Origin of the sequence: Pseudarthrobacter equi (genome assembly GCF_900105535.1) — a bacterium.
Taxonomy (GTDB): domain Bacteria; phylum Actinomycetota; class Actinomycetes; order Actinomycetales; family Micrococcaceae; genus Arthrobacter; species Arthrobacter equi.
In genome coordinates this window covers 3201010-3223972 of sequence record NZ_LT629779.1, presented here as the reverse complement: position 1 = coordinate 3223972, position 22963 = coordinate 3201010, and the positions used below count along the sequence as shown (strand labels likewise).

Here is a 22963-nt window from a genome sequence, read left to right as displayed (position 1 = left end):
GCCGCGGACCGCGGTGCGTTCGGGAAACCGGGTTGTGGGACGTCCGCGGCTTCAGGAAGCCGCGGAGTCCAGTGCAGAACGAAGCGAGGCAGCGGCAGCAGCGGGATCGGCAGCGTCGGTGATGGCGCGGACCACCACGATCCTTGACGCTCCGGCCGCGACCACCTGGTCCACGTTGGAGTGGTCGATCCCGCCGATCGCGAACCACGGCACGTCACTGGGCGCCTTCGCGGCCGCATACTTCACCAGTTCCAGGCCGACGGCGGCCCGGCCGGGTTTGGTGGGGGTGGCCCAGAGCGGGCCCACGCAGAAGTAGTCGAGGCCGGCAGGTCCTGCGGCGTCGGCCAGCGCGGCGTCCACCTGCTCCGGCGTGTGGCTTGACAGGCCGATGGCCGCGTTGCCGTTGAGCAGCGTCCTTGCGGCCGGTACCGGCAGGTCCTTCTGGCCCACGTGGAAAACGGGGGCACCGGACAGGACCGCAATGTCCGCGCGGTCGTTGACGGCCCACAGCCGCCCGTGCCGCTGGGCTGATTCCTTGAGGACCGCCAGCAGGTCCAGCTCCTCGGCCGCCTCGATGGACTTGTCCCGCAGCTGGATGATGTCCACGCCGCCTTCGAACGCGGCGTCCACGAACCCGGCGAAGTCGCCCCGTCCGCGGCGCGCATCCGTGCAGAGGTAGAGGCGTGCGGATTTCAGTGCGCCGTTACCCGCCGCGGTGGTGAAGGCATCGGTGCCGGGTGCTGCGGCAGGGGCAGGGGAGTGGGACACATTCATGGCTGCAAGCCTAGTTCCTCTACACTTGCCTCGTACTGCGGGAGCCCGCGGCAGCTGTCACAAAGCGCCGGGCTGAGAGGGCGTCAGAGCCGACCGCTTGACCTGATCCGGTTAATGCCGGCGTAGGGAAGGAGACACCATGGGCATCCCCGAAAGCCCTCCGGACAGCATCGCAGAGCCAGCCGCTGTCCCGGCAATAGCCGCCGACGTAGCAGTGATCGGCGGGGGCGTCATAGGCCATGGCATCGCCTGGGAAGCCAGGCGCTCTGGCCGGTCCGTGGTGCTGATCGACGATGCACCGGGATCCGGAGCCAGTTGGGCGGCGGCAGGCATGCTGGCCCCCGTCAGCGAGCTGCATTACCAAGAGGAAGAGCTCCTGGGCCTCATGCTGGATGCATCGGAGCGCTGGCCGCAGTTCGCGGCGGACCTTAGCCGCGTGTCAGGCCGCGGTTCCGGATTCCTGGCGACGCCCACGCTCACCATTGGCGCCGACGCCGCCGACCGGCAGGCACTGATGGACCTGCGCGGCGTGCAGCAGGCCAATGGACTCGCCGTGGAACCACTGACGGTCCGTGAGGCCCGGCGCCGGGAACCGCTGCTCAGCCCCGCCATTGCGTGCGCACTCGATACCCCGGCAGACCACCAGGTGGATCCCCGGCGACTCGTGGAGTGCTTCCGGGCAGCCCTGGCCAACCACCTGCCGGCCGGCAGCGGCGTTGCCGGCACTGCGGTTGCAGACACTGCGGTTGCCGGCGCTCTGGACGGATTTGCCGTGGCGGACAGGGCAGTGGGACTGGAGTGGGCGGACGGCGCGGTGGCTGGTGTCCGGCTGGCCGGAGGCGGACTGGTGCTCGCCGGCGAAACGGTGGTGGCCAACGGCATGGCGGCGGGCTCCCTGGAGAACCTGCCGAGGGGACTCCGGTTACCTTTGCGCCCTGTGCACGGCGACATCCTGCGGCTGTCCGTCCCCCCGCACCTGCAGCCCTTGCTGACGTCCACCGTCCGCGGGCTGGTGCGCGGTGTGCCCGTCTACTTGGTTCCACGCGAGGACGGAACCGTGGTCATCGGCGCCACCCAGCGGGAGGACGGCCTGGTTGGGGCGGGCACTGCGTTCGGAGCCATGCCGGCGAGTGCCGGATCCAGTGCAGTGCCCGCCGGTGCAGGACCGGCCAGCGCAGTGTCCGCTGGCGGCGTGTACCAGCTGCTTCGCGACGCCCAGGTGCTGGTGCCTGCGGTCGCAGAGCTGGAACTGCTCGAATGCACGGCCCGGGCCCGCCCGGCTACCCCGGACAATGCCCCGCTGCTGGGCAGGGTGCCCGTGGACGGGGGAGACGGCAGTGCAGCGCATGTCCCCGGACTCATCGTTGCCACAGGATTCTTCCGCCACGGCGTCCTCCTCACCCCGGCCGCGGCAGCCATCTGCCGCGACCTGATGGATGGGAAGGCCGACCCCCGGTGGCAGCCGATCAGTCCTGACCGCTTTTCCGGCCGGATCCCGGCCCCCAGATTCAACATCAAGGAGACAGCATGAACATCACCCTGAACGGGGCATCCCGCACCGTGGCGGACGGTGCGTCCATCACGGCATTGGTCAGCGAGGTGACCGGACGCGCGCTTGCGGCCGACGGCCAGGCAACCGACGGACAAAGGCTGGGGGTGGCCGTAGCTCACAATTCCGAAGTGGTGCCCCGCAGCCAATGGCACGGCACCGCGCTCGCGGACGGAGACGACGTCGAACTCGTCACCGCAGTACAGGGAGGCTGACACCATGATTGAAGCGAACACCGTTTCCGAACCGGCCACCCATACCTCCGCGGCACCCGCCAGGCCTGACGCCCTCGTCATCGACGGCGTTGCCCTGGAGTCGAGGCTCATCATGGGAACGGGTGGCGCGCCCAGCCTGGACGGCCTGGGCGCCGCGCTTGTTGCCTCCGGAACCTCCCTCACCACCGTGGCCATGCGCCGCTACTCACCCGCAGAATCGGGCTCCCTGTTCCAACTGCTGGTGGACCACGGAATCCGGGTCCTGCCCAACACCGCAGGCTGCTTTACTGCGCGGGACGCCGTCCTGACTGCCGAACTGGCCCGGGAAGCGCTGGAAACCGACTGGGTGAAGCTGGAGGTCATCGCAGACGAGCACACGCTCCTGCCGGACGCCGTTGAGCTGGTGGATGCAACCGAACAGCTGGTCAACCGCGGCTTCAAAGTCTTTGCCTACACCAACGACGACCCCGTCCTGGCCCTCCGGCTGGAAAACCTGGGTGCTACCGCAGTGATGCCCCTGGGATCTCCTATCGGTACCGGGCTGGGAATCCTCAACCCGCACAACATCGAACTCATCGTTTCCCGGGCAAGCGTGCCCGTGGTCCTGGACGCAGGGATCGGCACGGCATCTGACGCGGCGCTGGCCATGGAACTTGGGTGCGACGCTGTCCTGCTGGCCACGGCGGTGACCCGTGCCCAGAACCCGGCCCTGATGGGTGAGGCGTTCAAGCACGCCGTCATCGCCGGGCGGCTGGCGAAGGAAGCCGGGCGCATTCCGCGCCGCGAGCACGCGCTGGCGTCGTCCGCCATGGAGGGCCGGGCCGAGTTCCTTTAGCCAGTGATGCTTCAGGGGATGTACCGCCTAGGGGATTGCACCGCTTAAACGACTGTGGCCGCCACCGTTGAAGGTGGTGGCCACAGCCGTTTAACGGTGACTAGCGCCTCAGGATGGCGGTCAGCCGATGGGTATCGTTCCTTGCCCGGGTGCGGCTCAGGACAAGCACTGCCCCGACGGATGCCGCCGCGCCCAGCACTATGGGCAACACCCAGGGAAGCCACGTCAATCCGGGAAGGTAACCGAATCCCGCCGCCATCAGGATGATCCAGCTCAGTGCAGCCACCCCGACGGCCACGCCGGCCGGAAGGCCTGCGCCATACTTGGCATGACGCTTGTCATTGGCCCAGACAATGAAGCCGGCCGCAACGGTGGCCAGCACAACAATGATCAGGGAAAGCATGGGTCTCCTCCGGGAAGCAGGGCAGTTCCGGCCGGTGCTAGAACTGGCCGAATCCTACGCGCCGGACTTCTTCCGCGCCGATTTCCACGTAGCCCAGCGCGTTGCCGGGAACAATGATCAGGCGCCCCTTGTCATCGGTGAGGCGCAGTTCGCTGCCGCCCTTGATGGCTTCTCCCACAACATTGGCCACGGTCTCCGCATCCTGGTTTGATTCCAGGACGATCTCGCGGCCAACGTTCTGCACGCCGATCTTAATTTCCACAGGGGCCTCCCAGCCGGTCAGGTTCTTTGATGATGGTCTATTTGTAGTCTAGGACTCTTTGGGGAAGCGAGAGATTCCGCGCCAAGCTAAACGGTAGATGAGGTCGCTGGCCACATCGAGGTCCAGGTTGCCGTCCGTTTCCAGCCAGTACCGGGCGCTGACCTGCGCCATCCCCGCCAGGCCGCGGCCCAGCAGTTCCGCTTCGAGGTGGGGCAGCTTGGTGTCCCCGGCGATCACCCGCGCAATGGCATCGGCAAAGGTCCGGTTGAAAGTTTCGAGGCGCGAACTGACGTCGGGATCGTTGACGAGGTCGGACTCGAAGACCAGGCGGTGGGCCTGGTCGTCGCTGGCGATGAACCGGAAGTACGCCCGCATGACAGCCTGGACGCGTTCCTTATTGTCTGTGGTGGAGTTCAGCGCCCCCAGCATCAGGTCGGTCAGGGACGCAAGGTGGCTGTCCAGGAGGGCAAAGTACAGCTCGCGTTTGGACGGGAAGTGCTGGTACAGGACCGGCTTGCTCACATGCGCCGTCTCGGCGATCTCATCCATGGCGGCCCCGTGGTAACCGTTCGCCACAAAGACTTCCTGCGCTGCGGAAAGAAGCTGTGCCCGCCGTTCATCACGGGGGAGCCGGGCCGACCGTTGGCCCGCGGGTCGCGGTGAACTTTGCGGTTCGGCCGCCGGCGGGCGGTCAGCCCGTGCTTCATGGACCACAGTTGTCCTTCTTTCCATTGCAGTTACCCCCTACTTTACTGCGGGGTAATATGACCCGGCGGTACCCCGGGGCATACATTGAAGTATGCCTTCGCCGTTCACTGCAAATGTTTCAGCAGTTTCCCTTGATCCTTTGGTGGAACCCGCCCCGGAACTCACCTCCGAAGAGGTGGAACGGTATTCCCGGCACCTCATCATTCCGGAAATCGGCTCGGCAGGGCAGCGGCGGCTCAAGAACGCGAAAGTACTGGTTATCGGCGCCGGCGGACTGGGCTCGCCCGCCTTGCTCTACCTCGCAGCCGCGGGAGTTGGAACCCTGGGGATCATCGACGACGACGCCGTGGACCTGAGCAACCTTCAGCGCCAGGTCATCCACGGTGTGGCAGATGTCGGACGGCCGAAGATCGAATCGGCGCGCGACGCAATCGCCGCCCTGAATCCACTCGTGGACGTCCGGTTGCACCAGGTCCGGCTCGACGCATCCAACGCGCTGGAGCTGTTTGCCGATTACGACCTCATCCTCGACGGTGCAGACAATTTCGCCACGCGCTACCTCGTCAATGATGCTGCCGCGATCCTGGGAAAGCCTTATGTCTGGGGCTCAATCTTCCGGTTCGACGGCCAAGTGAGCGTCTTCTGGGAAAAGCATGGGCCCACCTACCGCGACCTCTACCCTGAGGCGCCACCGGCCGGCTCTGTTCCTTCCTGCGGCGAGGGCGGCGTCTTCGGCATGCTGTGCGCGGCAGTGGGGTCACTGATGGTGACTGAGGCAGTGAAGCTCATTACCGGCGTCGGGCGCTCCCTGCTGGGGCGGGTGGCGCTGTACGACGCCCTGGGAGGCAGCTGGCGTGAGATCCGCGTGTCCAAGGACCCGGCGGCCGCTCCCGTCACCGAACTGACCGACTACGAGGCGTTCTGCGGCATCGAGCCCCAGGCGCCGGCAGACACCGAACACACCGTCACCGCCGCGCAGCTCGCCACCATGCTGGCCTCACGGAAGGCCGGCCTGAAGGACTTCGACCTGGTGGACGTCCGCGAGCCGGGTGAATTCGAGATCGTCCGGATCGAGGGCGCCGTGCTCATTCCGCAGGGGAGGATCCTGGCGGGGGATGCCTGGGGGGAGATTGCCCAGGACCGGGACATCGTGTTCCTGTGCAAGGCGGGGACCCGCTCGGCGAACGTCCTGGCCGCGGCGCAGAAGGCAGGCTACCGGCGCGTGAGCCACCTCGACGGCGGCATTCTCTCCTGGGTGCGTGAGGTTGAGCCGCAAAAGCCCGTCTACTGACCCAACCACCAACGCCCGCTCACTTCCGGCGGCTTAACAAGCAACGCCCGCTCACTCCCTTGAGGAAAGTGAGCGGGCGTTGGCGTTTTGTGCACCACTAGTGAGCGCGCGTTGGGATTGTTGCCGCCACTGGTGAGCGCGCGTGACGAACGGGGGGGTCAGGCGCTTTCGAGGCCCTTGTGGTCCACCGGGCATTCCGCCTGGCCGGCCGCGGGAGCTGCTGTTCCCGGCTGTTCCACGGTGATGCCGTAAAGCGCTTCCAGGGCCGCCACATAGTCGTCCTGCTGGCCGTTCGCGGCGAGCTCGCGGGCGCGCACTGTGGGTACGTGCAGCAGTTGCTTCACCATCCGGCGCAGGGCAAACTCCACTTCCTCGGCCGCTGCAGTGCAGCCGTGCCGGGCGCGGACCTTTTCCATTTCGGCGTCCAGGACGTCCATGGTGTGCCGGCGGAGGGCAACGATGGCCGAGTCCACGGACCGGGCTTCGCGTTCCTGTTCAAACGCCTTGGCTGCGCCCTTGACGATGCCACTGGCCTGCGCCAGCGATTCGGCCTGCTCCTGCGGCGCCGCCAGGCGCACGGATTCGAGCGTCAGCAGTTCCACGCCATCGAGTTCTCCCACTGCGGGATCGAAGTCGTGGGTAAGGGCCAGGTCAATGGCGATCAGCGGCTGGGTGGAGCCGGCACGGACCTGCGCCAGTTCGTCGGCTTCAACGCGGGTATCGGAACCGCTGCAGCCGATCATGACGTCCGCTGCGGCCACGGCCGGGCGGAGCGAGTCAGCGTCTAGGGCGGTGCCTCCCCGGGTGGCGACGAACCCTTCGGCACGGCCGGACGAGGAGAAGACCGACACATCGGTGCAGCCGCGTTCACGCAGCAGCGCCATGGTGGCGCCGGCGTACGCGCCGGTTCCAAAAACGACAACCTTTTTGGCGGACCAGTCAGGATTCTCGGAGAGGTCTGTGGCGAGGTCCAGGGCTACTGACACGATGGACAGGCCCCGCGAGCCGAGCGCGGTCTGGGCGCCCACGTCCTTGGCGGTCTTGGAGGCGGCCTGGAAAAGCCGGACCAGGCCTGAGCTGGCAGTGCCTTCATGCTGGGCCGTGATCAGGGCGCGCCGCACCTGGCCAGCGATTTCGCGTTCGCCCACGACGGCGGAATCCAGTCCCGCGCTCACGGCAAAGAGGTGCCGGGTCACTTCGGGGCCGGTCCGGGTGCTGAAGGAGCGCGACACGAGTGGTTCGGCGAGCCCGCTCTTGGCGCTGATCTGGGCCACGAGGGCAGCGCGGGCGGCCTCGACGTCGTCCGTATTCGGAGCCTCGCCGTAGATTTCGTACCTGTTGCACGTAGCCAGGACCACGGCCCCGGACACTGCCGGCGAGCCGGAGAGCACGGAAGCGGCAATCCCGGAGGAACCGTTGCTCAACTGAGCAACAGTCTCAAGATCGATGTCGGCGTGTGTAGCCACCAATGAAAAAAGAACCACAGCAGACCTATCATAGCTTTTTCGCAGCTCCGTAGAACAACAGGTAGGCCGAAGAGCGCCTGGAAGGGGCTGTGATTCCTGCCACCGGGCGGCGGCAGGGCCCATCCGTGACAGCCTGTCGTTATCTTTTGCCGCTGATTTTGGGCACAATCGAAGGCATGACTCCTAGCCCCGCCGTCTCCGCTGCCGGCACACTCGCCGCAGACCATCCGCTCATGGATGGCCGCACCGCAGACTCCCCGCTGATCACGGCCTACCGGGGCGGCAAGCCGTCCCGCCGCCCCGTCTGGTTCATGCGGCAGGCCGGGCGTTCACTGCCGGAATACCTTAAGGTCCGCGAAGGCATCGCCATGCTGGACTCCTGCCTCCGGCCCGAACTGGCCTCGGAGATCACCCTCCAGCCCGTCCGCCGGCACGACGTGGACGCAGGCATCTTCTTCTCGGACATCGTGATTCCGCTCAAGCTGGCCGGCGTGGGCGTCGACATTGTCCCCGGCGTCGGCCCCGTGCTGGACAAGCCCGTCCGGACGGCAGCGGATGTGGCCGCCCTTCCGAAGCTGACCTGGGAAGCCCTGGAACCCATCCGGGAAGCTGTCCGCCTCACCGTTGCCGAACTGGGCAAAACGCCCCTGATCGGTTTTGCCGGCGCACCGTTTACCCTTGCCGCGTACATGGTGGAAGGCAAGCCGTCACGCGACCACCTGGGCCCGCGCACCATGATGCACGCAGATCCGGAAACCTGGAACGCCCTGGCCAACTGGGCTGCCGACGCCTCCGGCCTCTTCCTGCGCGCCCAGCTCGAAGCCGGAGCGTCCGCGGGCCAGCTCTTCGATTCATGGGCAGGCTCGCTGGGCCTTGCTGACTACCAGCGGTTCGTGGCGGCGGCATCCTCCCGCGCCCTTGACCACGTCCGCCACCTTGGCGCACCGCTGATCCACTTCGGAACCGGCACCTCAGAACTCCTCGTTGCCATGCGCGACGTCGGGGTGGACGTCGTGGGCGTGGACTACCGCCTGCCGCTCGACGAAGCCAACCGCCGGCTGGGCGGCTCCGTACCGCTCCAGGGGAACATTGACCCCGCCCTCCTGTCCGCTCCGTGGGACGTCCTCGAAGCACACGTCCGCGAAGTCATTGCCGCAGGAGCCGGGGCACCCGGCCACGTCCTCAACCTCGGCCACGGCGTCCCGCCGGAAACCGACCCGGACGTCCTGACCCGCGTGGTCAAACTTATCCACTCCATCTCCCCGGAGTAGCCGCGTGGACAGCTCGCCGGCAGAAACCAGCCAGGCGCTGGTGGTGGGCGGCGGAATATCCGGCCTGCTCTCCGCCAGGGAACTCGCCGCCGCGGGCTACCGGGTGACGGTGCTGGAGGAAAGTGGCGCCTGGGGCGGCTGCGTCGGCAGCCACACGGTGGCCGGGATCAGCCTGGACAGCGGGGCGGAATCGTTCGCCACCCGGTCCGACGCCGTCGCATCCCTCGCCGCCGAACTCGCCCTGGACACCAACATCGTCACGCCCCGGCCTGGCGGCGCGTGGGTCCAGCTGCCCGAGGGCCCCCGCGAGCTGCCCAAGACAGGCGTCCTGGGCATCCCGGCCAATCCGTGGGACCCGGAAGTCCGGCGTTCCCTGGGCCTGTTCGGTGCGCTCCGTGCCTCAGCGGACCGCTTCCTCCCGGCGTCGGTAGGTGCCGGCACCGACGTGACGAGCGTGGCTGCGCTGGTCCGCGCGCGGATGGGCAAGCGCGTCCTGGAACGGCTGGTGGCGCCGGTGGTGGGGGGCGTCCACTCGGCGGATCCGGGGATGCTCGACGTCGACATGGTGGCGCCCGGTCTCCGTGCCGGACTGCGCCGGGAGGGTTCCCTCGCTGCCGCGGTTTCCGCGCTGCGCCGGGGCAAAGCCGGCGGCCCCGCAAAAGCCGGCTCCGCCGTCGCCGGACTCAAGGGCGGAATGCACACGCTGACCGACGCGCTGGTGGCAGACCTCGCAGCCAGGGGAGTGACCCTTTTGACGGGCACCCGCGCCGAATCCGCGGACCGCACGTCCAAGGGATGGCGGGTAACCGCCGGCCAAACAACCTACGACGCCGCCGTCCTGGTGGTGGCCACCGACGGTCCCGCCGCCGTCGACCTCCTGGCGCCGACGGTTCCGGGCATCGCAGGAAAGAAGCCCGGCGCCGGCCCCGACGTGAAGCTGGTGACCCTGGTCATTGGCAATGCGGCGCTGGACAGCCGACCGCGCGGCACCGGCGTCCTGGTGGCGCCGCAAACGCCCGGCATCGGTGCGAAGGCCTTGACGCACGCCACCGGTAAATGGGAATGGCTGCGCGAAGCCGCCGGGACGGGCCGGCACATAGTGCGGCTGTCCTACGGGCGGGCCGACGGCGACGGCGGGCCAGAGAAGCAGCGCGGTCCGGATACCGATGAGGAACTGCTTGCAGCTGCCCTGCACGACGCCTCGGCGCTGCTGGAAGTTCCCATCCGGCGCAGCGACGTTGTGGACTGGGACGTGGTCCGCTGGCGCGGCTCGCTGCCGTTTGCGGCGGTGGGACACCGTGCACGGGTAGCGTCCATCCGGGAAGCCTGCTCGGGAACCGGCGCCCTGGCCGTCGTGGGCGGCTGGGTGGCCGGCAACGGCCTGGCAGCCGTGGTGTCCGACACCCGGACGCAGCTGCGAAACCTGCTCTCCTGACCATCGCCGCTGGTCAGGAGGGCGGCACCAGCTTTGGGGCTCGCCCGCGCATATAGCGGCCGCGGTTGCAAACTTTTCTTTCCCTGCCGGCTTTGGTTAGGGTCGATGACCATGGTTCAACACAGGTCCGAGCTTTCAATGTCCCGGACCGGTATCCATGGGGGAATCCGACGCAGCGCAGCAGCAGCGGCAGTCGGAGCGGTACTGGTTCTCACCACAGGCGCGCAGGCGTCCCAGGCAGACCAGGGGACGGCTGACCCCGGCGACAGCGCCGCGTCGGCCACACTGGCCGCGGGTTCTTTGCCTGTCAATGTGTCCCTCGCAATCGGCTCCGGGGCGGCCAAGGAGCCCGGCGAACCCCGCGAAACAGCAACCGCGAAGGACACCCGCCGGCGGACGGCAGCCCCGGCCGTTATCTCCGTTCCGGCGTCGCTGGTCCCGGCAGTGCAGGCATCCCTGACGGCCACCGCCACCGTTGCTCCCACGTCCACTGCCAGGGCGCTCACTGCGCCGGCCGTGACCCTCCCGCCGGTTCCGCTCCCGGACTTGCCCCTGCCCTTGCCCTCCGGCAGCCCGGCCGGTCCATCGGCAACCGCCTCGGCACCTGCCGGTGCCGCCACCACGCAGGCCGCACCGGAAACGCGACAGTCCCAGGCCGCCCCCGAACTCCAGGCGGCCCAGCAGGCCCCTGCCGCTCCCCGGGCGAACGCGCCGCGGGTGCCCCCAACTGTGGCTGCGCCGGCAGCCTCCCAGCCATCGTCCACGGACGGCGCCGCGCCGTCCGCCGAAGCTGTTCCCGGCAGCGACGCATCTGCTGGCGGTGCTTCGGGCACTGCCGGATCGACGGGCGCGGACCGGCTGGTATCTGCAGCCAGGGGGCTGGGGCAGGTGGCGGACACGCGCGTGCCCCGGGCCGCAACACTGCCCGGCAGCGCCGCTGCGAGCAGTACCGTTCGGAGCACCGGCACGCTGACGCCGGCGCAGTCAGAAATGCAGACAGCTGTGGTGTGGCTGGGCATTGGGCTCGTTGCCGTGGGTGGTGCAGCGGGCCTCGTTTACCTGCGTCTTCGCAAGCCCTGACGGACACTCGCGCAGCGGCGGACGCCGGGGTGTCTGTGACATTGAGCACTTCTACACGCTGTAGAAGTATTCGGTTTCGACTTGGGGGTAGCGAAGGGGCAAACTTGTAACCATGAGCCACACTTCTGCCGAATCTGTCACTAAAACCGAAGAATCAGCCGAGCAGTTCTTCACCCTCTGGACGGTCTTCAAGCGGTCCGGGCAGGTTGCCCGCAGCGCCGATGCTGCAGCTGACTTCGAAACGCTGCTGGAACGGCTCGCGGCCGCCGGTGTCACGCACCGCGGCAGCTACGACGTCTCGGCCATGCGCGCCGACGCCGACGTGATGGTGTGGCTCCACGGCCCCAAGCCGGAGGCCCTGCAGCAGGCCATCCGCGACATCCGCCGCAGCGACCTGTTCGCGGGCACGGAGATTGTCTGGTCGGCCATGGGCGTCCACCGCGAAGCCGAGTTCGCCAAGAACCACACGCCGGCCTACTCACGCGGCGTTGCCCCGGCCGAATGGCTGTGCGTTTACCCGTTCGTCCGCTCCTACGAGTGGTACATCCTGCCCGACGCCGAGCGCGGCAAGATGCTCCGCGACCACGGACTGCTGGGCCGCGACTTCCCCCAGGTCATCTCCAACACGGTCTCTTCCTTCGCCCTGGGCGACTGGGAATGGATCCTTGGCCTTGAGGCCCCCGAACTGGTTGACCTCGTCGACCTGATGCGCCACCTCCGTGCCACCGAGGCGCGGAACCATGTCCGTGAAGAGATCCCGTTCTACACCGGACGCCGGATCTCCGCCGAGGAAGTAGCCGAGGTACTCGCATGAGCCCGCTCGACCCCCAGACCGCCGTCGCCAACCCCGTCACCGAGGCCGGCCGCATGGCTCCCAAGAATTACGACGCCGTCCTCCTCGCCTCCTTCGGCGGCCCCGAGGGCCAGGACGACGTCATCCCGTTCCTCCGCAACGTCACCCGCGGCCGCGGCATCCCCGACGAACGGCTCGAGGAAGTTTCGCACCACTACCGTGCCAACGGCGGCATCAGCCCCATCAACCAGCAGAACCGTGAGCTGAAGGCCGCACTCGAGGCTGAACTCGCTGCCCGCGGCATCGAACTGCCCGTGCTGTGGGGCAACCGCAACTGGGCGCCGTACATTCCGGAGACGCTGCAGGACGCGTACGACGCCGGGCACCGCCGCCTGCTGATGGTCACCACCAGTGCCTACTCCTGTTACTCCAGCTGCCGCCAGTACCGCGAGGACATCGGCATGGCCCTGACGGAAACAGGCCTGGACGGCCATCTCGAAGTGGACAAGGTCCGCCAGTATTTCGACCACCCCGGCTTTGTGGAGCCGTTCATTGAAGGCACCGCCGCAGGCCTCGCCGAGGTCCGCGCCAAGCTGGCCGACGCCGGAACCCCCGACGCTCCGGTCCAGATCCTGTTCGCCACCCACTCCATCCCCACCCGGGATGCCGAGGCCGCCGGCCGGTCTGAGGGCGAACCGCGCGAATTTGAGGAAGGCTCCGCGTACGTGGCGCAGCACCTTGCCACCGCCGCTGCCGTCATTGAGCGCGTCAAGGAAGAATCCGGGCTCACCGCGGACTGGTCCCTGGTGTACCAGTCGCGGTCCGGTGCGCCGCACGTGCCGTGGCTCGAACCCGACATCAACGACGCCATCGAGGAACTCGCAGGCAAGGGCACCAAGGGGATCGTCATCGTTCCGCTGGGCTTCGTCAGCGACCACATGGAGGTGGTCTGGGACCTGGACACCGAGGCCCTGGAAACCTGTGCAAACCTTGGGCTGGCAGCTACCCGTGTCCCCACTCCGGGCACGCACCGGAAGTTCGTCGACGGCCTGGTGGACCTGATTTCCGAACGCACGCTGGCCAACAACGTCAGCGACCGCCCGGCGCTGACCGGCCTTGGTCCCTGGTACGACGTGTGCCGGCCCGGCTGCTGCGCAAACTTCCGTGGCGAGAAACCCACCATCGCAGGGGCGGACACCACCGTCGGCACCGGGCACGACCCGTATCCGGCCGCCGGATCCGGCACCGCCTCGGGCCAGTCCGGGGAAGCAGCGCAGCAGTGACTGTCCGCATCGGCACCCGGGCCAGCAAGCTCGCCCTGACCCAGACGCAGCAGACCGCGGACCAGCTCGCCGCCGTCGGAGGCTTCCCCGTGGAGCTCGTCCACATCCGGACCGACGGCGACGTCCTCACCGGGCCGCTCTCGCAGATGGGCGGCACAGGCGTGTTCGTGGCCGCATTGCGCGACGCCCTGCTTCGGGACGAATGCGACGTGGCGGTCCACTCGCTCAAGGACCTGCCCACGGGTGCCGCCGTGGGCCTGAGCCTCGCGGCGACACCCAAACGCGTGGACGTCCGCGACGTGCTGTGCGCCAGGGACGGACTCAAGCTCGCGGACCTTCCCGAGGGCGCCAAGGTGGGGACGGGTTCGCCGCGGCGCGCAGCCCAGTTGCGGGCCGCGCGCGCCGACCTGGAGATCGTGGATATCCGCGGCAACGTGGACACCCGCCTGGGCCGCGTCCCCGGACTGCCCGGCAACACCACCGCTGAGGTGGTTCCCGGGAAGTCCTGCGACCTTGATGCCGTGGTGCTGGCGGCCGCGGGCCTGGAGCGCATCAGCCGGCTGGACGCCGTCAGCGAATTCCTTGAACCCGACGTGATGCTCCCGGCCGCGGGCCAGGGGTCGCTCGCCATCGAGTGCCGGACCTCCGACGCGCCGCGCAAACCCGGAGCAACGGAGGGTTCCCAGGAAGTGCTGGCGCAGGCTCTGGCCGCCCTCGACGACCCCGACACCCGGCTGGCCGTCACCGCCGAACGCGCCCTGCTGGCCAGGCTCGAAGCCGGCTGCGCCGCTCCCGTCGGTGCCTACGCGTACCGCAAGGGCAGCATGCTCCACCTGGAAGCCGTGGTGTGTGCCGTGGACGGTAAAGCTTCCGTCCGGGACAAGCGCGCCACGGACGGGCTCACCGAAGTGGGCGCCACACTGCTGGGCATCGAGCTGGCCGAAGTCCTCCTTGCCGGCGGGGCCGCCGACATCGCCGACCTCCAGGCCTCCTGACCCGGCCATGACGATACCTTCCAGCGCACCGGGCCAGGACGGACCGCTCAGCGGAACCCGCGTCCTGGTGACCCGCAGCCCGGAACGGTCCGCGGCGCTTGTCCAGGCGTTGGCCCGGGCAGGAGCCACTCCCGTCCTGCTGCCGCTGATCGACTTTGAACGCGCGCCGGACCAGCATGCCCTGGATGTCGCCTGCGACGCCCTGGCCGCCGGTGCCTTCGACTGGCTGGTGGTCAGCAGCGCCACCACCGTCCACGTCCTGATGGAAAAGGCAGCGGAACGCGGACTGGAACTGGGCCGCCTGGTCCCTCAGGCCACCAGGATCGGGGCGATTGGACCTGCCACCCGCAGGATCCTGGAATCCCAGGGCCTGGCAGTGGAACTGACGCCGGCCGGGGAACAGTCGGCCGCAGGCTTCCTGGAAGCCTGGACCGGGCGCGGCAGGGTCCTGCTGCCGCAGGCCGACATTGCCGCCGACACGCTGGCCGACGGACTTCGAAAAGGCGGCGGCGACGTGACCGCCGTAACGGCCTACCGCACGGTCGACTTCCCGGCGGCAGCGGAGCGCAGGCTCGCCGTGCAGCCGGAAGACGGCGGCGCCAGCCAGGCGACGGCGTCGTACACGCTGCTCACACCCGAAGCCGCAGCGGCCGAAATCGCCGGCGGACAAATCTCCGCCGTGGTGGCCGCATCCCCGAGCGCTGTGCGCCGCATTGCCGCCCTGTCACCGTTGGCCGGCTGCCGGCTCGTGGCCATCGGACGTTCGACGGCGGAACAGGCAGCCGCGCTGGACCTGCCCGTGGCCGCGGTGGCGGATGAGCCCACCCCCGAGGGGCTGGTGGCCGCCGTCGTGAAAGCCCTCACCCCGCCCTGACCGGGCAGACCACCCGGCCGCAGCAGCACCCACGCAACAACCTGAAGGACAGCATCCATGACTTTCCCCAGCCAACGCCCCCGCCGCCTGCGCACCACCCCCGCCATGCGACGGCTCACCGCCGAAACCCGGCTGGCCCCCGCCGAACTCATCCTCCCGGCCTTCATCCGCGAAGGGCTCACCGAGCCGAACCCCATTACGTCCATGCCAGGCGTGGTGCAGCACACCACTGACTCCCTGAAACGTGCTGCGGCCGAGGCGGTTGAACTTGGCCTGGGCGGCATCATGCTCTTCGGCATCCCGGAAACCCGCGACGCCGAAGGGACCGCCTCCCTCGACCCGGAGGGCGTCCTGAACAAGGCCATCCGCGACGTCCGTACCGAAGTGGGCGACGACCTGGTCATCATGAGCGACGTCTGCCTGGATGAATTCACCGACCACGGCCACTGCGGAGTACTCGACGCCGACGGGTACGTCGACAACGACCGCACCGTGGAGATCTACGCCAGAATGGCCGTTGCCCAGGCCGAGGCGGGTGCCCACATGCTGGGGCCGTCAGGGATGATGGACGGCCAGATCGCCGCCATCCGGGCCGCACTCGACGACGCCGGCCACGCCAACACCTCCGTGATTGCCTACTCGGCGAAATACGCTTCGGCGTTCTACGGCCCGTTCCGGGAAGCAGTCGATTCACAGCTCAAGGGCGACCGGCGGACCTACCAGATGGACGCCGGCAACCGCACCGAGGCGCTGCGTGAGGTGGAACTGGACCTCGCGGAAGGAGCGGACATCGTCATGGTCAAGCCGGCCATGAGCTACCTGGACATCGTCGCTGACGTCGCCGCCATGAGCCCCGTGCCGGTGGCCGCCTACCAAATCTCGGGGGAGTACGCGATGATCGAAGCCGCTGCCGCCAACGGCTGGATCGACCGCAAGGCAGCCATTGCCGAGTCCGTCCTCGGCATCCGCCGGGCGGGCGCCCACATGGTGCTCACGTACTGGGCCGCAGAGCTCGCCGGCTGGCTGAAGGAAGCCCGGTGACCGCGACTTCCGGCGAAGGACTGGTCCCGGAATCGCCGGCCGCGTCCCCAACGGTCCCAGTGGGCGGGGACCGCATCCTCCTCGGCCTGAACACGTTCGGCGATGTCGGCGTGAATCCGGACGGCAGCCCCCAACCGCACGCCGAAGTCCTGCGCCAGCTGCTGGAGCAGGCGGAGCTGGCAGACGCCGTCGGACTCCACGCCTTTGGTGTGGGGGAGCACCACCGCAAGGACTACGCCGTGTCCGCGCCGGAGGTCTTCCTGGCCGCAGCCGCGGCGCGCACGTCCCGGATCCGGCTCGGCTCCGCCGTGACCGTGCTGAGCTCCGACGATCCCATCCGGGTATTCCAGCGGTTCTCGACGGTGGATGCGATCTCGAACGGCCGCGCCGAAGTCATGCTGGGGCGGGGGTCCTTCGTGGAATCGTTCCCGCTCTTCGGCCTTGACCTGGCCGACTACGAGGTCCTCTTCGAGGAAAAACTGGAGCTTTTTGACAAGGTGCGGGCACAAAAACCCGTGCACTGGGAAGGACGGACCCGTCCCTCACTGCACGGGCTGAGCGTCTACCCGCCGCTCGAACACCACCTGCTGCCCACGTGGATTGGCGTGGGCGGAACCCCCGAATCCGTGCTGCGGTGCGCCCAGTACGGGTACCCGATCATCTTCGCGATCATCGGCGGCCAGCCGCGTGCCTTCGGTCCACTGGCGGACCTCTACCGCGAAGCCATGGGCAAATACGGACATCCCATGCAGCAGGTGGCCACGCACTCACCGGGACACGTCGCTGCCACGGATGAGCAGGCGCGGGAGGAGTTTTTCCCGCACTGGCTGGCACTGCGCAACCGGCTCGGTGCCGAACGCGGCTGGGGTCCGGCAGGTCGCGGCGAGTTTGATGCCCTCTGCGCCCCGGAAGGTGCCCTGTACGTCGGCTCCCCGGACACGGTGGCGCGGAAGATCGTCCAGCTGAAACGGAACTTGGGCGTGGACCGCTTCGACTTCAAGTACAGCAACGGACCGCTGCCGCATGCGGCCATGATGCGCTCCATCGAACTGCTCGGCACGGTGGTGGCTCCCAGGGTGGCAGACACCCTCGCCGGCTGACCTTCCGTGCCGCCTCCCGGCGTCCCGCGAAACCGGCCCCGGCACCGCCGCCAGCTGATCAGGGCGGCACCCGGTGCGCCGGCAAACTGAGAGAATAGGAACCATGACTTCCAGCACCCCTCGCAACGAGGAACTTTTCGACCGCGCCCGCAAGCTGATGCCGGGCGGGGTCAACTCGCCGGTCCGGGCCTTCGGGTCCGTCGGCGGCACGCCCCGGTTCATGGTCTCAGCCAAAGGCCCGTACCTGATGGACGCCGACGGCAACGAGTATGTGGACCTGGTGTGCTCCTGGGGTCCGGCCCTGCTGGGTCACGCCCACCCGGCCGTGCTTGACGCGGTCCACGCTGCAGTGGACCGAGGCCTGTCCTTCGGCGCCTCCACTCCGGATGAGGCCAACCTGGCCGAGATCGTCATGGAACGCGTCCCTGCCGTCGAACGGCTCCGCATGGTCTCCACCGGCACCGAGGCCACCATGACCGCCGTCCGGCTGGCCCGCGGGTTCACCGGCCGCAACCTCATCATCAAGTTCGCCGGCTGCTACCACGGACACCTGGACGGGCTGCTGGCCGCCGCAGGATCCGGCGTGGCAACCCTCGCCCTGCCCGGCTCGGCCGGTGTCACGGAGGCAACCGCGGCCGAAACCCTGGTCCTGCCCTACAACGACCTCGCGGCTGTGAAAGAGGCGTTCGCCACCCACGGGCCCAACATCGCGGCCGTCATCACCGAGGCAGCCCCTGCCAACATGGGCGTGGTCACTCCCGGCGAGGGCTTCAACCTGGGCCTCTCCCAGATCACCCGGGAGCACGGCGCGCTGCTCATCGTCGACGAAGTCCTGACCGGCTTCCGCACCGGCTACTCCGGCTACTGGGGGCTCACCGGCGGCGCTCCGGACGCAGCAGACCCGTGGACGCCGGACCTGCTCACCTTTGGGAAGGTCATCGGCGGCGGAATGCCGACGGCGGCCCTCGGCGGACGTGCCGACGTCATGGATTACCTCGCGCCCACGGGACCGGTTTACCAGGCCGGAACACTCTCCGGTAACCCCGTGGCGATGGCCGCCGGCGTGGCCACCCTGACCCACGCGACCCGTGACGTGTACTCCTACATCGACGTACGCTCACTGGAGCTGTCGTCCGCGCTGTCCTCTGCACTGGACGCAGCCGGAGTGGACCACTCCATCCAGTTCGCCGGAAACCTCTTCTCGGTCGCATTTGGAACCTCGGCCCATGGGGTCCACAACTACGCAGATGCGCAGGGCCAGGAGGCGTTCCGCTACGCCCCGTTCTTCCACTCGATGCTGGAGTCCGGCGTATACCTGCCCCCGTCGGTGTTCGAAGCCTGGTTCCTGTCCGCCGCGCACGACGACGCTGCCATGAACCGGATTTTTGACGCCCTGCCCGCAGCGGCCAGGGCTGCCGCAGCCGCGCAAGGCTAGTTTCCGCCCGGTCCAGCAAGGCGAGGTGCCCCCATGGGCGAGGGCCGTCGTCGTGCGGCCTTGAACGAGAAAAATCCCCGGCTGCGGCGCAACCGGGGATTTTCCTTGTGTTCCTGTGGCTAGAGGACGTCTGAGAGGAAGCCCCTCAGCCGATCCGTGGCGGGAGCCGTGAAGATCTGTTCCGGCGGGCCGGACTCCACCACCACGCCGGCGTCCATGAATGTCACGGTGTCCGACACGTTGCGGGAGAAGCCCATCTCGTGTGTCACCACCACCATGGTCATGCCGCCCTTGGCCAGGTCCGTCATCAGGGCAAGGACACCCTTGACCAGCTCGGGGTCCAACGCTGATGTGGCCTCGTCGAAGAACATGACCTCGGGCTTCATGGCCAGCGCGCGGGCGATCGCGACGCGCTGCTGCTGGCCGCCGGAAAGGTTGGCCGGCCGGACATCAGCCTTGTGCTTCAGTCCCACCAGGTCCAGCTGCTCCAGGGCCTCGGCACGCGCCTGGTCCTTGGGGAGCTTCCGCAGCTTGCGCAGGGCCAGCGTCACGTTCTCCGCCACAGTCTTGTGCGGGAAGAGGTTGAACTGCTGGAACACCATGCCGATCCGCTGGCGTAGCTCGTCCGGATTGTCCTTCAGGACCGAGCGGCCATCCAGCAGGATGTCGCCCTGGTCCGGCTCGATCAACCGGTTCATTACCCGCAGCAGGGTGGACTTGCCCGAACCGGACGGGCCGATCACCGATGCGGTGGTGCCCTTCTCCACATGCAGGTCGATGCCGCGCAGGACGTGGTTGTGTCCGAACGAAAGGTGCAGGTTCTTGCCGGTCAGGGTTCCGGAAGCGAATTCCGTCATGCCTGTGCCCCCTTGCCGATAGGTGCTGCCGCGTCGTCGGGTTCTTTCTTCTCCGGCCGGCCGGTGCGGAGCCGGTTATCGATGAAGTTGACGAAGTGGGTGAGCGGGACGGTCAGGATCAGGTACAGGACGCCCGCAGCCACCAGCGGCGAGAGATTGCCCGTGTTGGCCATGGCATCGTTGCCGATCCGGAAGATTTCCCGGTCCGAGGCAGCGAGGCCCAGCATGAACACCAGCGAGGAGTCCTTCAGCAGCGAGATGAACTGGTTTACCAGGGCGGGGAGGACCCGGCGGATGCCTTGCGGCACCACCACCAGGCGCATGGAACTGCCGTAGCTGAACCCGAGCGCCCTCGACGCCTCAAGCTGGCCCTTTTCAACGCTCTGGATGCCTGAACGGAAGATCTCGCCAATGTACGCGGCGGCGACCAGGGTCAGGGCCAGGATGCCCAACGGGTACGGGTTCCGCGAGCCCGTGATTTCCCGGGCAATCGGGCTCAGGCCGATGCCGATCACCAGGATCACGAGGATGGCCGGGAGGCCACGGAAAATGTCCGTGTAGATGCGGGCAACCCAACGCGCACCGGCGTTCCGTGAGATGCCCATCATGGCCAGCAACAGTCCCAGCAGGGAACCGAGGATGCCGGAGGCCACGGCGAGGATCAGGGTGTTGGGCAGGCCCACCGACAACAGGGAGGGAATGACCTTGGCCATTTCCTCCCAGTTGAAGAAGGTGTCAGCCAGTTGATCGAGGAGATCCATAAACGTCCCGGCTCAATCAGCTCTGGGGAGCCGTGGCGGCCTTGCTGCCCGGCTTCCAGTCAGTCGGCGTTTCGCGGTCCGGGTACCACTCCTTGGTGAGCTTGGACCAGGTGCCATCGGCAATCACGGCGTCCAGTCCGGAGTTCAGGGCGTCGATCAGGGGCTGGTTGTCCTTGGCGACGGCGTAGGCCGTGAAGTTCTGCGTGTTGACCACGGACTCGGCGATGACGGTGCCGTCACCCTCCTTGACCTGGCCGGTTGCCTGCTGCGACGGCGCCACCCAGGCGTCCACCTGGCCGTTGCGCACGTTGGCGTAGACCGTGGCGTAGTCCGGGAAACGGATGGGCTCGAGCTTGAGCGTGTTGGTGACGTAATCGTCCTGGACCGTGCCCTGGACGACACCGATGCGGAGGTCGCCCTTGAGGTCGTCGAAGCCCTTGACGTCGCTGTCCTTCTTGGCGACAACAGCCATGAAGCCGAAGTCGTAGCCGTTGGTGAAGCCAACGTTCTGGCGGCGGGCGTCCGTGGTGGAGATCGAGGAGGATCCGACGTCGAACTGCTTGGTGGAAACCTGGGACAGCAGTGCGGAGAAGTCCGTAGCTACGAACTCGACCTCGAGGCCCAGCTTGCCGGCGATGGCGCGCAGGAGCTCGTTGTCGTAGCCGGTGAACTTGCCGGACGGGTCGATGAAGATGTTCGGCGGGGCGTCGGAGAGCGTGCCCACTTCGAGCTTGCCTTCGGTGTTCAGGCCAAGCTTGGTCTTGTCGATCTTGTCGACAGGGGTGACATCGGCAGTGGTGTACTTGTCCAGCGTCTGCTGGTCGCTGCCCTGCAGGGCATCCGTGGGCGTTCCGCTCGGCTGGGAAGAGCCGGAGCCGCATGCGGCCAGGGAGACCGCCAGTGCAATGGCAACGGGAGCGGTAGTCAGCCACTTCATCGCTTTGATTTTCATCAGGTTGTCACTTTCATTGAGTCTTAAGTCAGCCGGGCCGCAAGGCTGCGCTGGTGGCGCCTGGCACCTGCCCGGTGCTGGTCCAGCATGGCCAGGGCAGGGGTGACCGCAAAACTAAATTCTCTCACCTTGGGCAAACACTGCCGTGAGGCGAAGATCCGGGCACCAAGCTGAGAAAAAACCGTATGAAATTCGGCCGATGGTGCGTCCCGGGCTCCGGGCGGCCGGTCAAATCCAGTACAGCCGAACAGATGGGCGCTCCCGGACGCGCCAAATGTTACGCGGCACTACTGTGACGTGCCTCGCAGCAGGGTTATGGGGGCTTAGAACCCGCCGCCGGTAGCGTCCTGCGGGGGCAGGACGGGCCAATCACCTTCGATAACGGCCGTGGGCTTCGTCTTTCGGAGATACCCCTGGAAATCCGCGGCCTGCGTCACCGCCCAATCCACCTGCAGCTGATGGAGCTGGCTTGCGGGCATCATCAGTTTAGGGAATTTACCTGCCATGGCGTCCAGGACCTTCAAGGTGGCCAGGGCGTCGGCTGCGGAAGTGTGGGCATTGTCGAGGACCACTCCGTACTCCTCGCAGAGGGCCGTCAGGGTGCGTTTGCCCTTGCGGTAGCGGTCCACCTGCTTGTTCATGATGTAGGGGTCCAGCACGGGGAACCGGGTGAGCTGGGGAACACCGTACCGGGCCGACTCCGCCGCCAGGACGGTGAAGTCGTAGCTTGCGTTGAACGCGATGACGGGGACGCCGGTATCGAAAAGTTCCTGCAGCACTGCAGCAAGCTCCCTGGTGACCTCATGCGCGGGACGGCCGTCCTTGCGTGCCTGCTCCGTGGTGACGCCGTGCACATCGCTGGCTTCGGTGGGGATTTCAACCCCGGGATCGGCCAGCCACTCGTGCTCGCGGATGACCTCGCCCCTGTGGTCCACGACGGTGACCGATGCGGTCACTATCCGGGCGGCCCGCGAGTTGCGTCCGGTGGTTTCCAGGTCAAAAGCGGCGCGGGGGAGGGTGTTCCAGGTGCTCATACCTCCACGCTAAAGGGACCCCCGGACAATTCCGTGGAACGCCACTGCGGCTACATTGGATCAATGCGGATTGAGTATGTGCAGGCGGTCCTCGCCATCGTGAGGATGGTGCCGGCAGGATCCGCGGTATCGTATGGCGACGTCGCGGAACTGTTGGGTTCCGGGGGACCGCGCCAGATCGGTTCGGTCATGAGCCACTACGGCAGCGGCGTCCCGTGGTGGCGGATCCTGAAAGCCAGTGGACACGCCCCCGAAGGACACGAGGCGGACGCGCTGCGCCGATACCTTGATGAAGGGACGCCGTTGGTCGGCGCCTACCGGGAGTGGCAGCGCACCGGAGACGGCCGGTGGCGGGTGGACCTCCAGGCGGCGCGCTGGGCACCCGATGGAGAGGATTTCGACCGGATGGATGCGGTGGCGGAGCAACTGGAGCGCGAGCTCCACAGATTGTCAGTGGCTGATGATGGGATGTCGGTGTGACGGTAACACTCCCACTGACAGGCCCCCTCGAGGACTACCCGGACCCGGCTGTCCAGGTTTTTGGCGACC

24 protein-coding genes and 1 riboswitch are annotated in these 22963 nt (G+C 67.6%); of the genes, 15 read left to right on the top strand and 9 right to left on the bottom strand.

Annotated features, from left to right (window positions below; genetic code table 11):
- Nucleotides 1-51: 51 nt before the first annotated feature.
- Complete coding sequence (gene thiE / locus BLT71_RS14555; protein WP_172829983.1) at nt 52-774, bottom strand: thiamine phosphate synthase; 723 nt, start codon at nt 772-774, stop codon at nt 52-54.
- Nucleotides 775-801: 27 nt separating this feature from the next.
- A riboswitch (TPP riboswitch) is annotated at nt 802-920 on the top strand.
- Here thiE and BLT71_RS14550 point away from each other — a divergent pair.
- From BLT71_RS14550 to BLT71_RS14540, 3 genes are all read left to right on the top strand, one after another.
- Nucleotides 914-2305 carry an FAD-dependent oxidoreductase gene (locus BLT71_RS14550; protein WP_091721614.1) on the top strand — a complete coding sequence of 464 codons (1392 nt, stop codon included), beginning with the start codon at nt 914-916 and terminating at the stop codon, nt 2303-2305. Its footprint overlaps the riboswitch before it by 7 nt.
- Nucleotides 2302-2538 (top strand): sulfur carrier protein ThiS, encoded by a 237-nt coding sequence (gene thiS, locus BLT71_RS14545; RefSeq protein WP_091721612.1) that lies wholly within the window; start codon nt 2302-2304, stop codon nt 2536-2538. Before BLT71_RS14550 ends, thiS begins: the two co-directional genes overlap by 4 nt.
- A gap of 4 nt (nt 2539-2542) precedes the next feature.
- A complete protein-coding gene (locus BLT71_RS14540) occupies nt 2543-3373 on the top strand; it encodes a thiazole synthase (RefSeq protein ID WP_269457128.1) in 831 nt (276 codons plus the stop codon).
- A 100-nt stretch (nt 3374-3473) separates the two neighbouring features.
- On the opposite strand, the gene BLT71_RS14535 is transcribed toward BLT71_RS14540, so the two are convergent.
- Genes BLT71_RS14535 through BLT71_RS14525 form a run of 3 tightly spaced genes read right to left on the bottom strand, consistent with a single transcriptional unit; the run spans nt 3474 to nt 4752 of the window.
- Complete coding sequence (locus BLT71_RS14535; RefSeq protein WP_091721609.1) at nt 3474-3776, bottom strand: hypothetical protein; 303 nt, start codon at nt 3774-3776, stop codon at nt 3474-3476.
- A 37-nt stretch (nt 3777-3813) separates the two neighbouring features.
- On the bottom strand, nt 3814-4038 hold the full coding sequence (locus tag BLT71_RS14530) for a DUF3107 domain-containing protein (RefSeq protein WP_091721591.1): 225 nt from the start codon (nt 4036-4038) through the stop codon (nt 3814-3816).
- A 48-nt stretch (nt 4039-4086) separates the two neighbouring features.
- Nucleotides 4087-4752: a TetR/AcrR family transcriptional regulator gene (locus BLT71_RS14525; protein ID WP_091721571.1), complete on the bottom strand. Its 666-nt coding sequence runs from the start codon at nt 4750-4752 to the stop codon at nt 4087-4089.
- An 85-nt stretch (nt 4753-4837) separates the two neighbouring features.
- On the opposite strand from BLT71_RS14525, the gene moeB reads away from it, so the two are divergent.
- The gene (gene moeB / locus BLT71_RS14520; protein ID WP_091721568.1) at nt 4838-6037 is read left to right on the top strand and encodes a molybdopterin-synthase adenylyltransferase MoeB; all 1200 of its coding nucleotides are present in this window, start codon (nt 4838-4840) and stop codon (nt 6035-6037) included.
- Nucleotides 6038-6195: 158 nt separating this feature from the next.
- Here moeB and BLT71_RS14515 read toward each other — a convergent pair whose 3' ends face one another.
- Nucleotides 6196-7521 carry a glutamyl-tRNA reductase gene (locus BLT71_RS14515; protein ID WP_091721566.1) on the bottom strand — a complete coding sequence of 442 codons (1326 nt, stop codon included), beginning with the start codon at nt 7519-7521 and terminating at the stop codon, nt 6196-6198.
- Nucleotides 7522-7679: 158 nt separating this feature from the next.
- On the opposite strand from BLT71_RS14515, the gene hemE reads away from it, so the two are divergent.
- The 10 genes from hemE (at nt 7680) to hemL (ending at nt 18810) form a co-directional block, all read left to right on the top strand.
- Nucleotides 7680-8774, top strand: a complete 1095-nt coding sequence (hemE, locus tag BLT71_RS14510) for a uroporphyrinogen decarboxylase (RefSeq protein ID WP_091721563.1) — start codon at nt 7680-7682, stop codon at nt 8772-8774.
- Nucleotides 8775-8778: 4 nt separating this feature from the next.
- Complete coding sequence (gene hemG, locus BLT71_RS14505) at nt 8779-10209, top strand: protoporphyrinogen oxidase (protein ID WP_091721561.1); 1431 nt, start codon at nt 8779-8781, stop codon at nt 10207-10209.
- Nucleotides 10210-10320: 111 nt separating this feature from the next.
- On the top strand, nt 10321-11289 hold the full coding sequence (locus tag BLT71_RS14500; protein ID WP_157693479.1) for a hypothetical protein: 969 nt from the start codon (nt 10321-10323) through the stop codon (nt 11287-11289).
- Between the two features lie 112 nt (nt 11290-11401).
- Nucleotides 11402-12103 carry a hydrogen peroxide-dependent heme synthase gene (gene hemQ, locus BLT71_RS14495; RefSeq protein WP_091721556.1) on the top strand — a complete coding sequence of 234 codons (702 nt, stop codon included), beginning with the start codon at nt 11402-11404 and terminating at the stop codon, nt 12101-12103.
- Nucleotides 12100-13365 (top strand): ferrochelatase, encoded by a 1266-nt coding sequence (locus BLT71_RS14490; RefSeq protein ID WP_091721554.1) that lies wholly within the window; start codon nt 12100-12102, stop codon nt 13363-13365. Before hemQ ends, BLT71_RS14490 begins: the two co-directional genes overlap by 4 nt.
- Nucleotides 13362-14360 carry a hydroxymethylbilane synthase gene (hemC, locus tag BLT71_RS14485; protein ID WP_091721551.1) on the top strand — a complete coding sequence of 333 codons (999 nt, stop codon included), beginning with the start codon at nt 13362-13364 and terminating at the stop codon, nt 14358-14360. The genes BLT71_RS14490 and hemC overlap by 4 nt, the downstream gene beginning before the upstream one ends.
- Before the next feature lie 7 nt (nt 14361-14367).
- Entirely contained in the window at nt 14368-15234 is an 867-nt protein-coding gene (locus tag BLT71_RS14480; RefSeq protein ID WP_231994303.1) for a uroporphyrinogen-III synthase, read from the top strand.
- A 57-nt stretch (nt 15235-15291) separates the two neighbouring features.
- Nucleotides 15292-16275: a porphobilinogen synthase gene (hemB, locus tag BLT71_RS14475; RefSeq protein ID WP_091721549.1), complete on the top strand. Its 984-nt coding sequence runs from the start codon at nt 15292-15294 to the stop codon at nt 16273-16275.
- Nucleotides 16272-17375, top strand: a complete 1104-nt coding sequence (locus BLT71_RS14470) for an LLM class flavin-dependent oxidoreductase (RefSeq protein ID WP_172829982.1) — start codon at nt 16272-16274, stop codon at nt 17373-17375. The genes hemB and BLT71_RS14470 overlap by 4 nt, the downstream gene beginning before the upstream one ends.
- Before the next feature lie 103 nt (nt 17376-17478).
- Nucleotides 17479-18810 carry a glutamate-1-semialdehyde 2,1-aminomutase gene (gene hemL, locus BLT71_RS14465; RefSeq protein ID WP_091721545.1) on the top strand — a complete coding sequence of 444 codons (1332 nt, stop codon included), beginning with the start codon at nt 17479-17481 and terminating at the stop codon, nt 18808-18810.
- Between the two features lie 119 nt (nt 18811-18929).
- Here hemL and BLT71_RS14460 read toward each other — a convergent pair whose 3' ends face one another.
- From BLT71_RS14460 to BLT71_RS14445, 4 genes are all read right to left on the bottom strand, one after another.
- Nucleotides 18930-19667 carry an amino acid ABC transporter ATP-binding protein gene (locus BLT71_RS14460; protein WP_091721542.1) on the bottom strand — a complete coding sequence of 246 codons (738 nt, stop codon included), beginning with the start codon at nt 19665-19667 and terminating at the stop codon, nt 18930-18932.
- Nucleotides 19664-20428 carry an amino acid ABC transporter permease gene (locus tag BLT71_RS14455; RefSeq protein ID WP_056084887.1) on the bottom strand — a complete coding sequence of 255 codons (765 nt, stop codon included), beginning with the start codon at nt 20426-20428 and terminating at the stop codon, nt 19664-19666. The genes BLT71_RS14460 and BLT71_RS14455 overlap by 4 nt, the downstream gene beginning before the upstream one ends.
- Nucleotides 20429-20444: 16 nt before the next feature.
- Entirely contained in the window at nt 20445-21380 is a 936-nt protein-coding gene (locus BLT71_RS14450) for a substrate-binding periplasmic protein (RefSeq protein WP_091721540.1), read from the bottom strand.
- A 323-nt stretch (nt 21381-21703) separates the two neighbouring features.
- Nucleotides 21704-22414, bottom strand: a complete 711-nt coding sequence (locus BLT71_RS14445; protein ID WP_015937658.1) for a 3'-5' exonuclease — start codon at nt 22412-22414, stop codon at nt 21704-21706.
- A gap of 63 nt (nt 22415-22477) precedes the next feature.
- Between BLT71_RS14445 and BLT71_RS14440 the strand changes: the two genes are divergently transcribed.
- Entirely contained in the window at nt 22478-22894 is a 417-nt protein-coding gene (locus BLT71_RS14440; RefSeq protein ID WP_091721537.1) for an MGMT family protein, read from the top strand.
- Nucleotides 22895-22963 lie beyond the last annotated feature (69 nt).

What these genes read in the sequence shown, in the direction of transcription:
- BLT71_RS14550 (WP_091721614.1), top strand. Translation starts at nt 914, where the DNA reads ATGGGCATCCCCGAAAGCCCTCCGGACAGCATCGCAGAGCCAGCCGCT.
- BLT71_RS14440 (WP_091721537.1), top strand. Translation starts at nt 22,478, where the DNA reads ATGCGGATTGAGTATGTGCAGGCGGTCCTCGCCATCGTGAGGATGGTG.
- BLT71_RS14480 (WP_231994303.1), top strand. Translation starts at nt 14,368, where the DNA reads ATGACGATACCTTCCAGCGCACCGGGCCAGGACGGACCGCTCAGCGGA.
- thiE (WP_172829983.1), bottom strand. Translation starts at nt 774, where the DNA reads ATGAATGTGTCCCACTCCCCTGCCCCTGCCGCAGCACCCGGCACCGAT.
- BLT71_RS14535 (WP_091721609.1), bottom strand. Translation starts at nt 3,776, where the DNA reads ATGCTTTCCCTGATCATTGTTGTGCTGGCCACCGTTGCGGCCGGCTTC.
- hemQ (WP_091721556.1), top strand. Translation starts at nt 11,402, where the DNA reads ATGAGCCACACTTCTGCCGAATCTGTCACTAAAACCGAAGAATCAGCC.
- BLT71_RS14455 (WP_056084887.1), bottom strand. Translation starts at nt 20,428, where the DNA reads ATGGATCTCCTCGATCAACTGGCTGACACCTTCTTCAACTGGGAGGAA.
- BLT71_RS14450 (WP_091721540.1), bottom strand. Translation starts at nt 21,380, where the DNA reads ATGAAAATCAAAGCGATGAAGTGGCTGACTACCGCTCCCGTTGCCATT.
- BLT71_RS14500 (WP_157693479.1), top strand. Translation starts at nt 10,321, where the DNA reads ATGGTTCAACACAGGTCCGAGCTTTCAATGTCCCGGACCGGTATCCAT.
- hemE (WP_091721563.1), top strand. Translation starts at nt 7,680, where the DNA reads ATGACTCCTAGCCCCGCCGTCTCCGCTGCCGGCACACTCGCCGCAGAC.
- moeB (WP_091721568.1), top strand. Translation starts at nt 4,838, where the DNA reads ATGCCTTCGCCGTTCACTGCAAATGTTTCAGCAGTTTCCCTTGATCCT.
- hemB (WP_091721549.1), top strand. Translation starts at nt 15,292, where the DNA reads ATGACTTTCCCCAGCCAACGCCCCCGCCGCCTGCGCACCACCCCCGCC.
- BLT71_RS14490 (WP_091721554.1), top strand. Translation starts at nt 12,100, where the DNA reads ATGAGCCCGCTCGACCCCCAGACCGCCGTCGCCAACCCCGTCACCGAG.
- BLT71_RS14460 (WP_091721542.1), bottom strand. Translation starts at nt 19,667, where the DNA reads ATGACGGAATTCGCTTCCGGAACCCTGACCGGCAAGAACCTGCACCTT.
- hemL (WP_091721545.1), top strand. Translation starts at nt 17,479, where the DNA reads ATGACTTCCAGCACCCCTCGCAACGAGGAACTTTTCGACCGCGCCCGC.
- BLT71_RS14445 (WP_015937658.1), bottom strand. Translation starts at nt 22,414, where the DNA reads ATGAGCACCTGGAACACCCTCCCCCGCGCCGCTTTTGACCTGGAAACC.
- BLT71_RS14540 (WP_269457128.1), top strand. Translation starts at nt 2,543, where the DNA reads ATGATTGAAGCGAACACCGTTTCCGAACCGGCCACCCATACCTCCGCG.
- thiS (WP_091721612.1), top strand. Translation starts at nt 2,302, where the DNA reads ATGAACATCACCCTGAACGGGGCATCCCGCACCGTGGCGGACGGTGCG.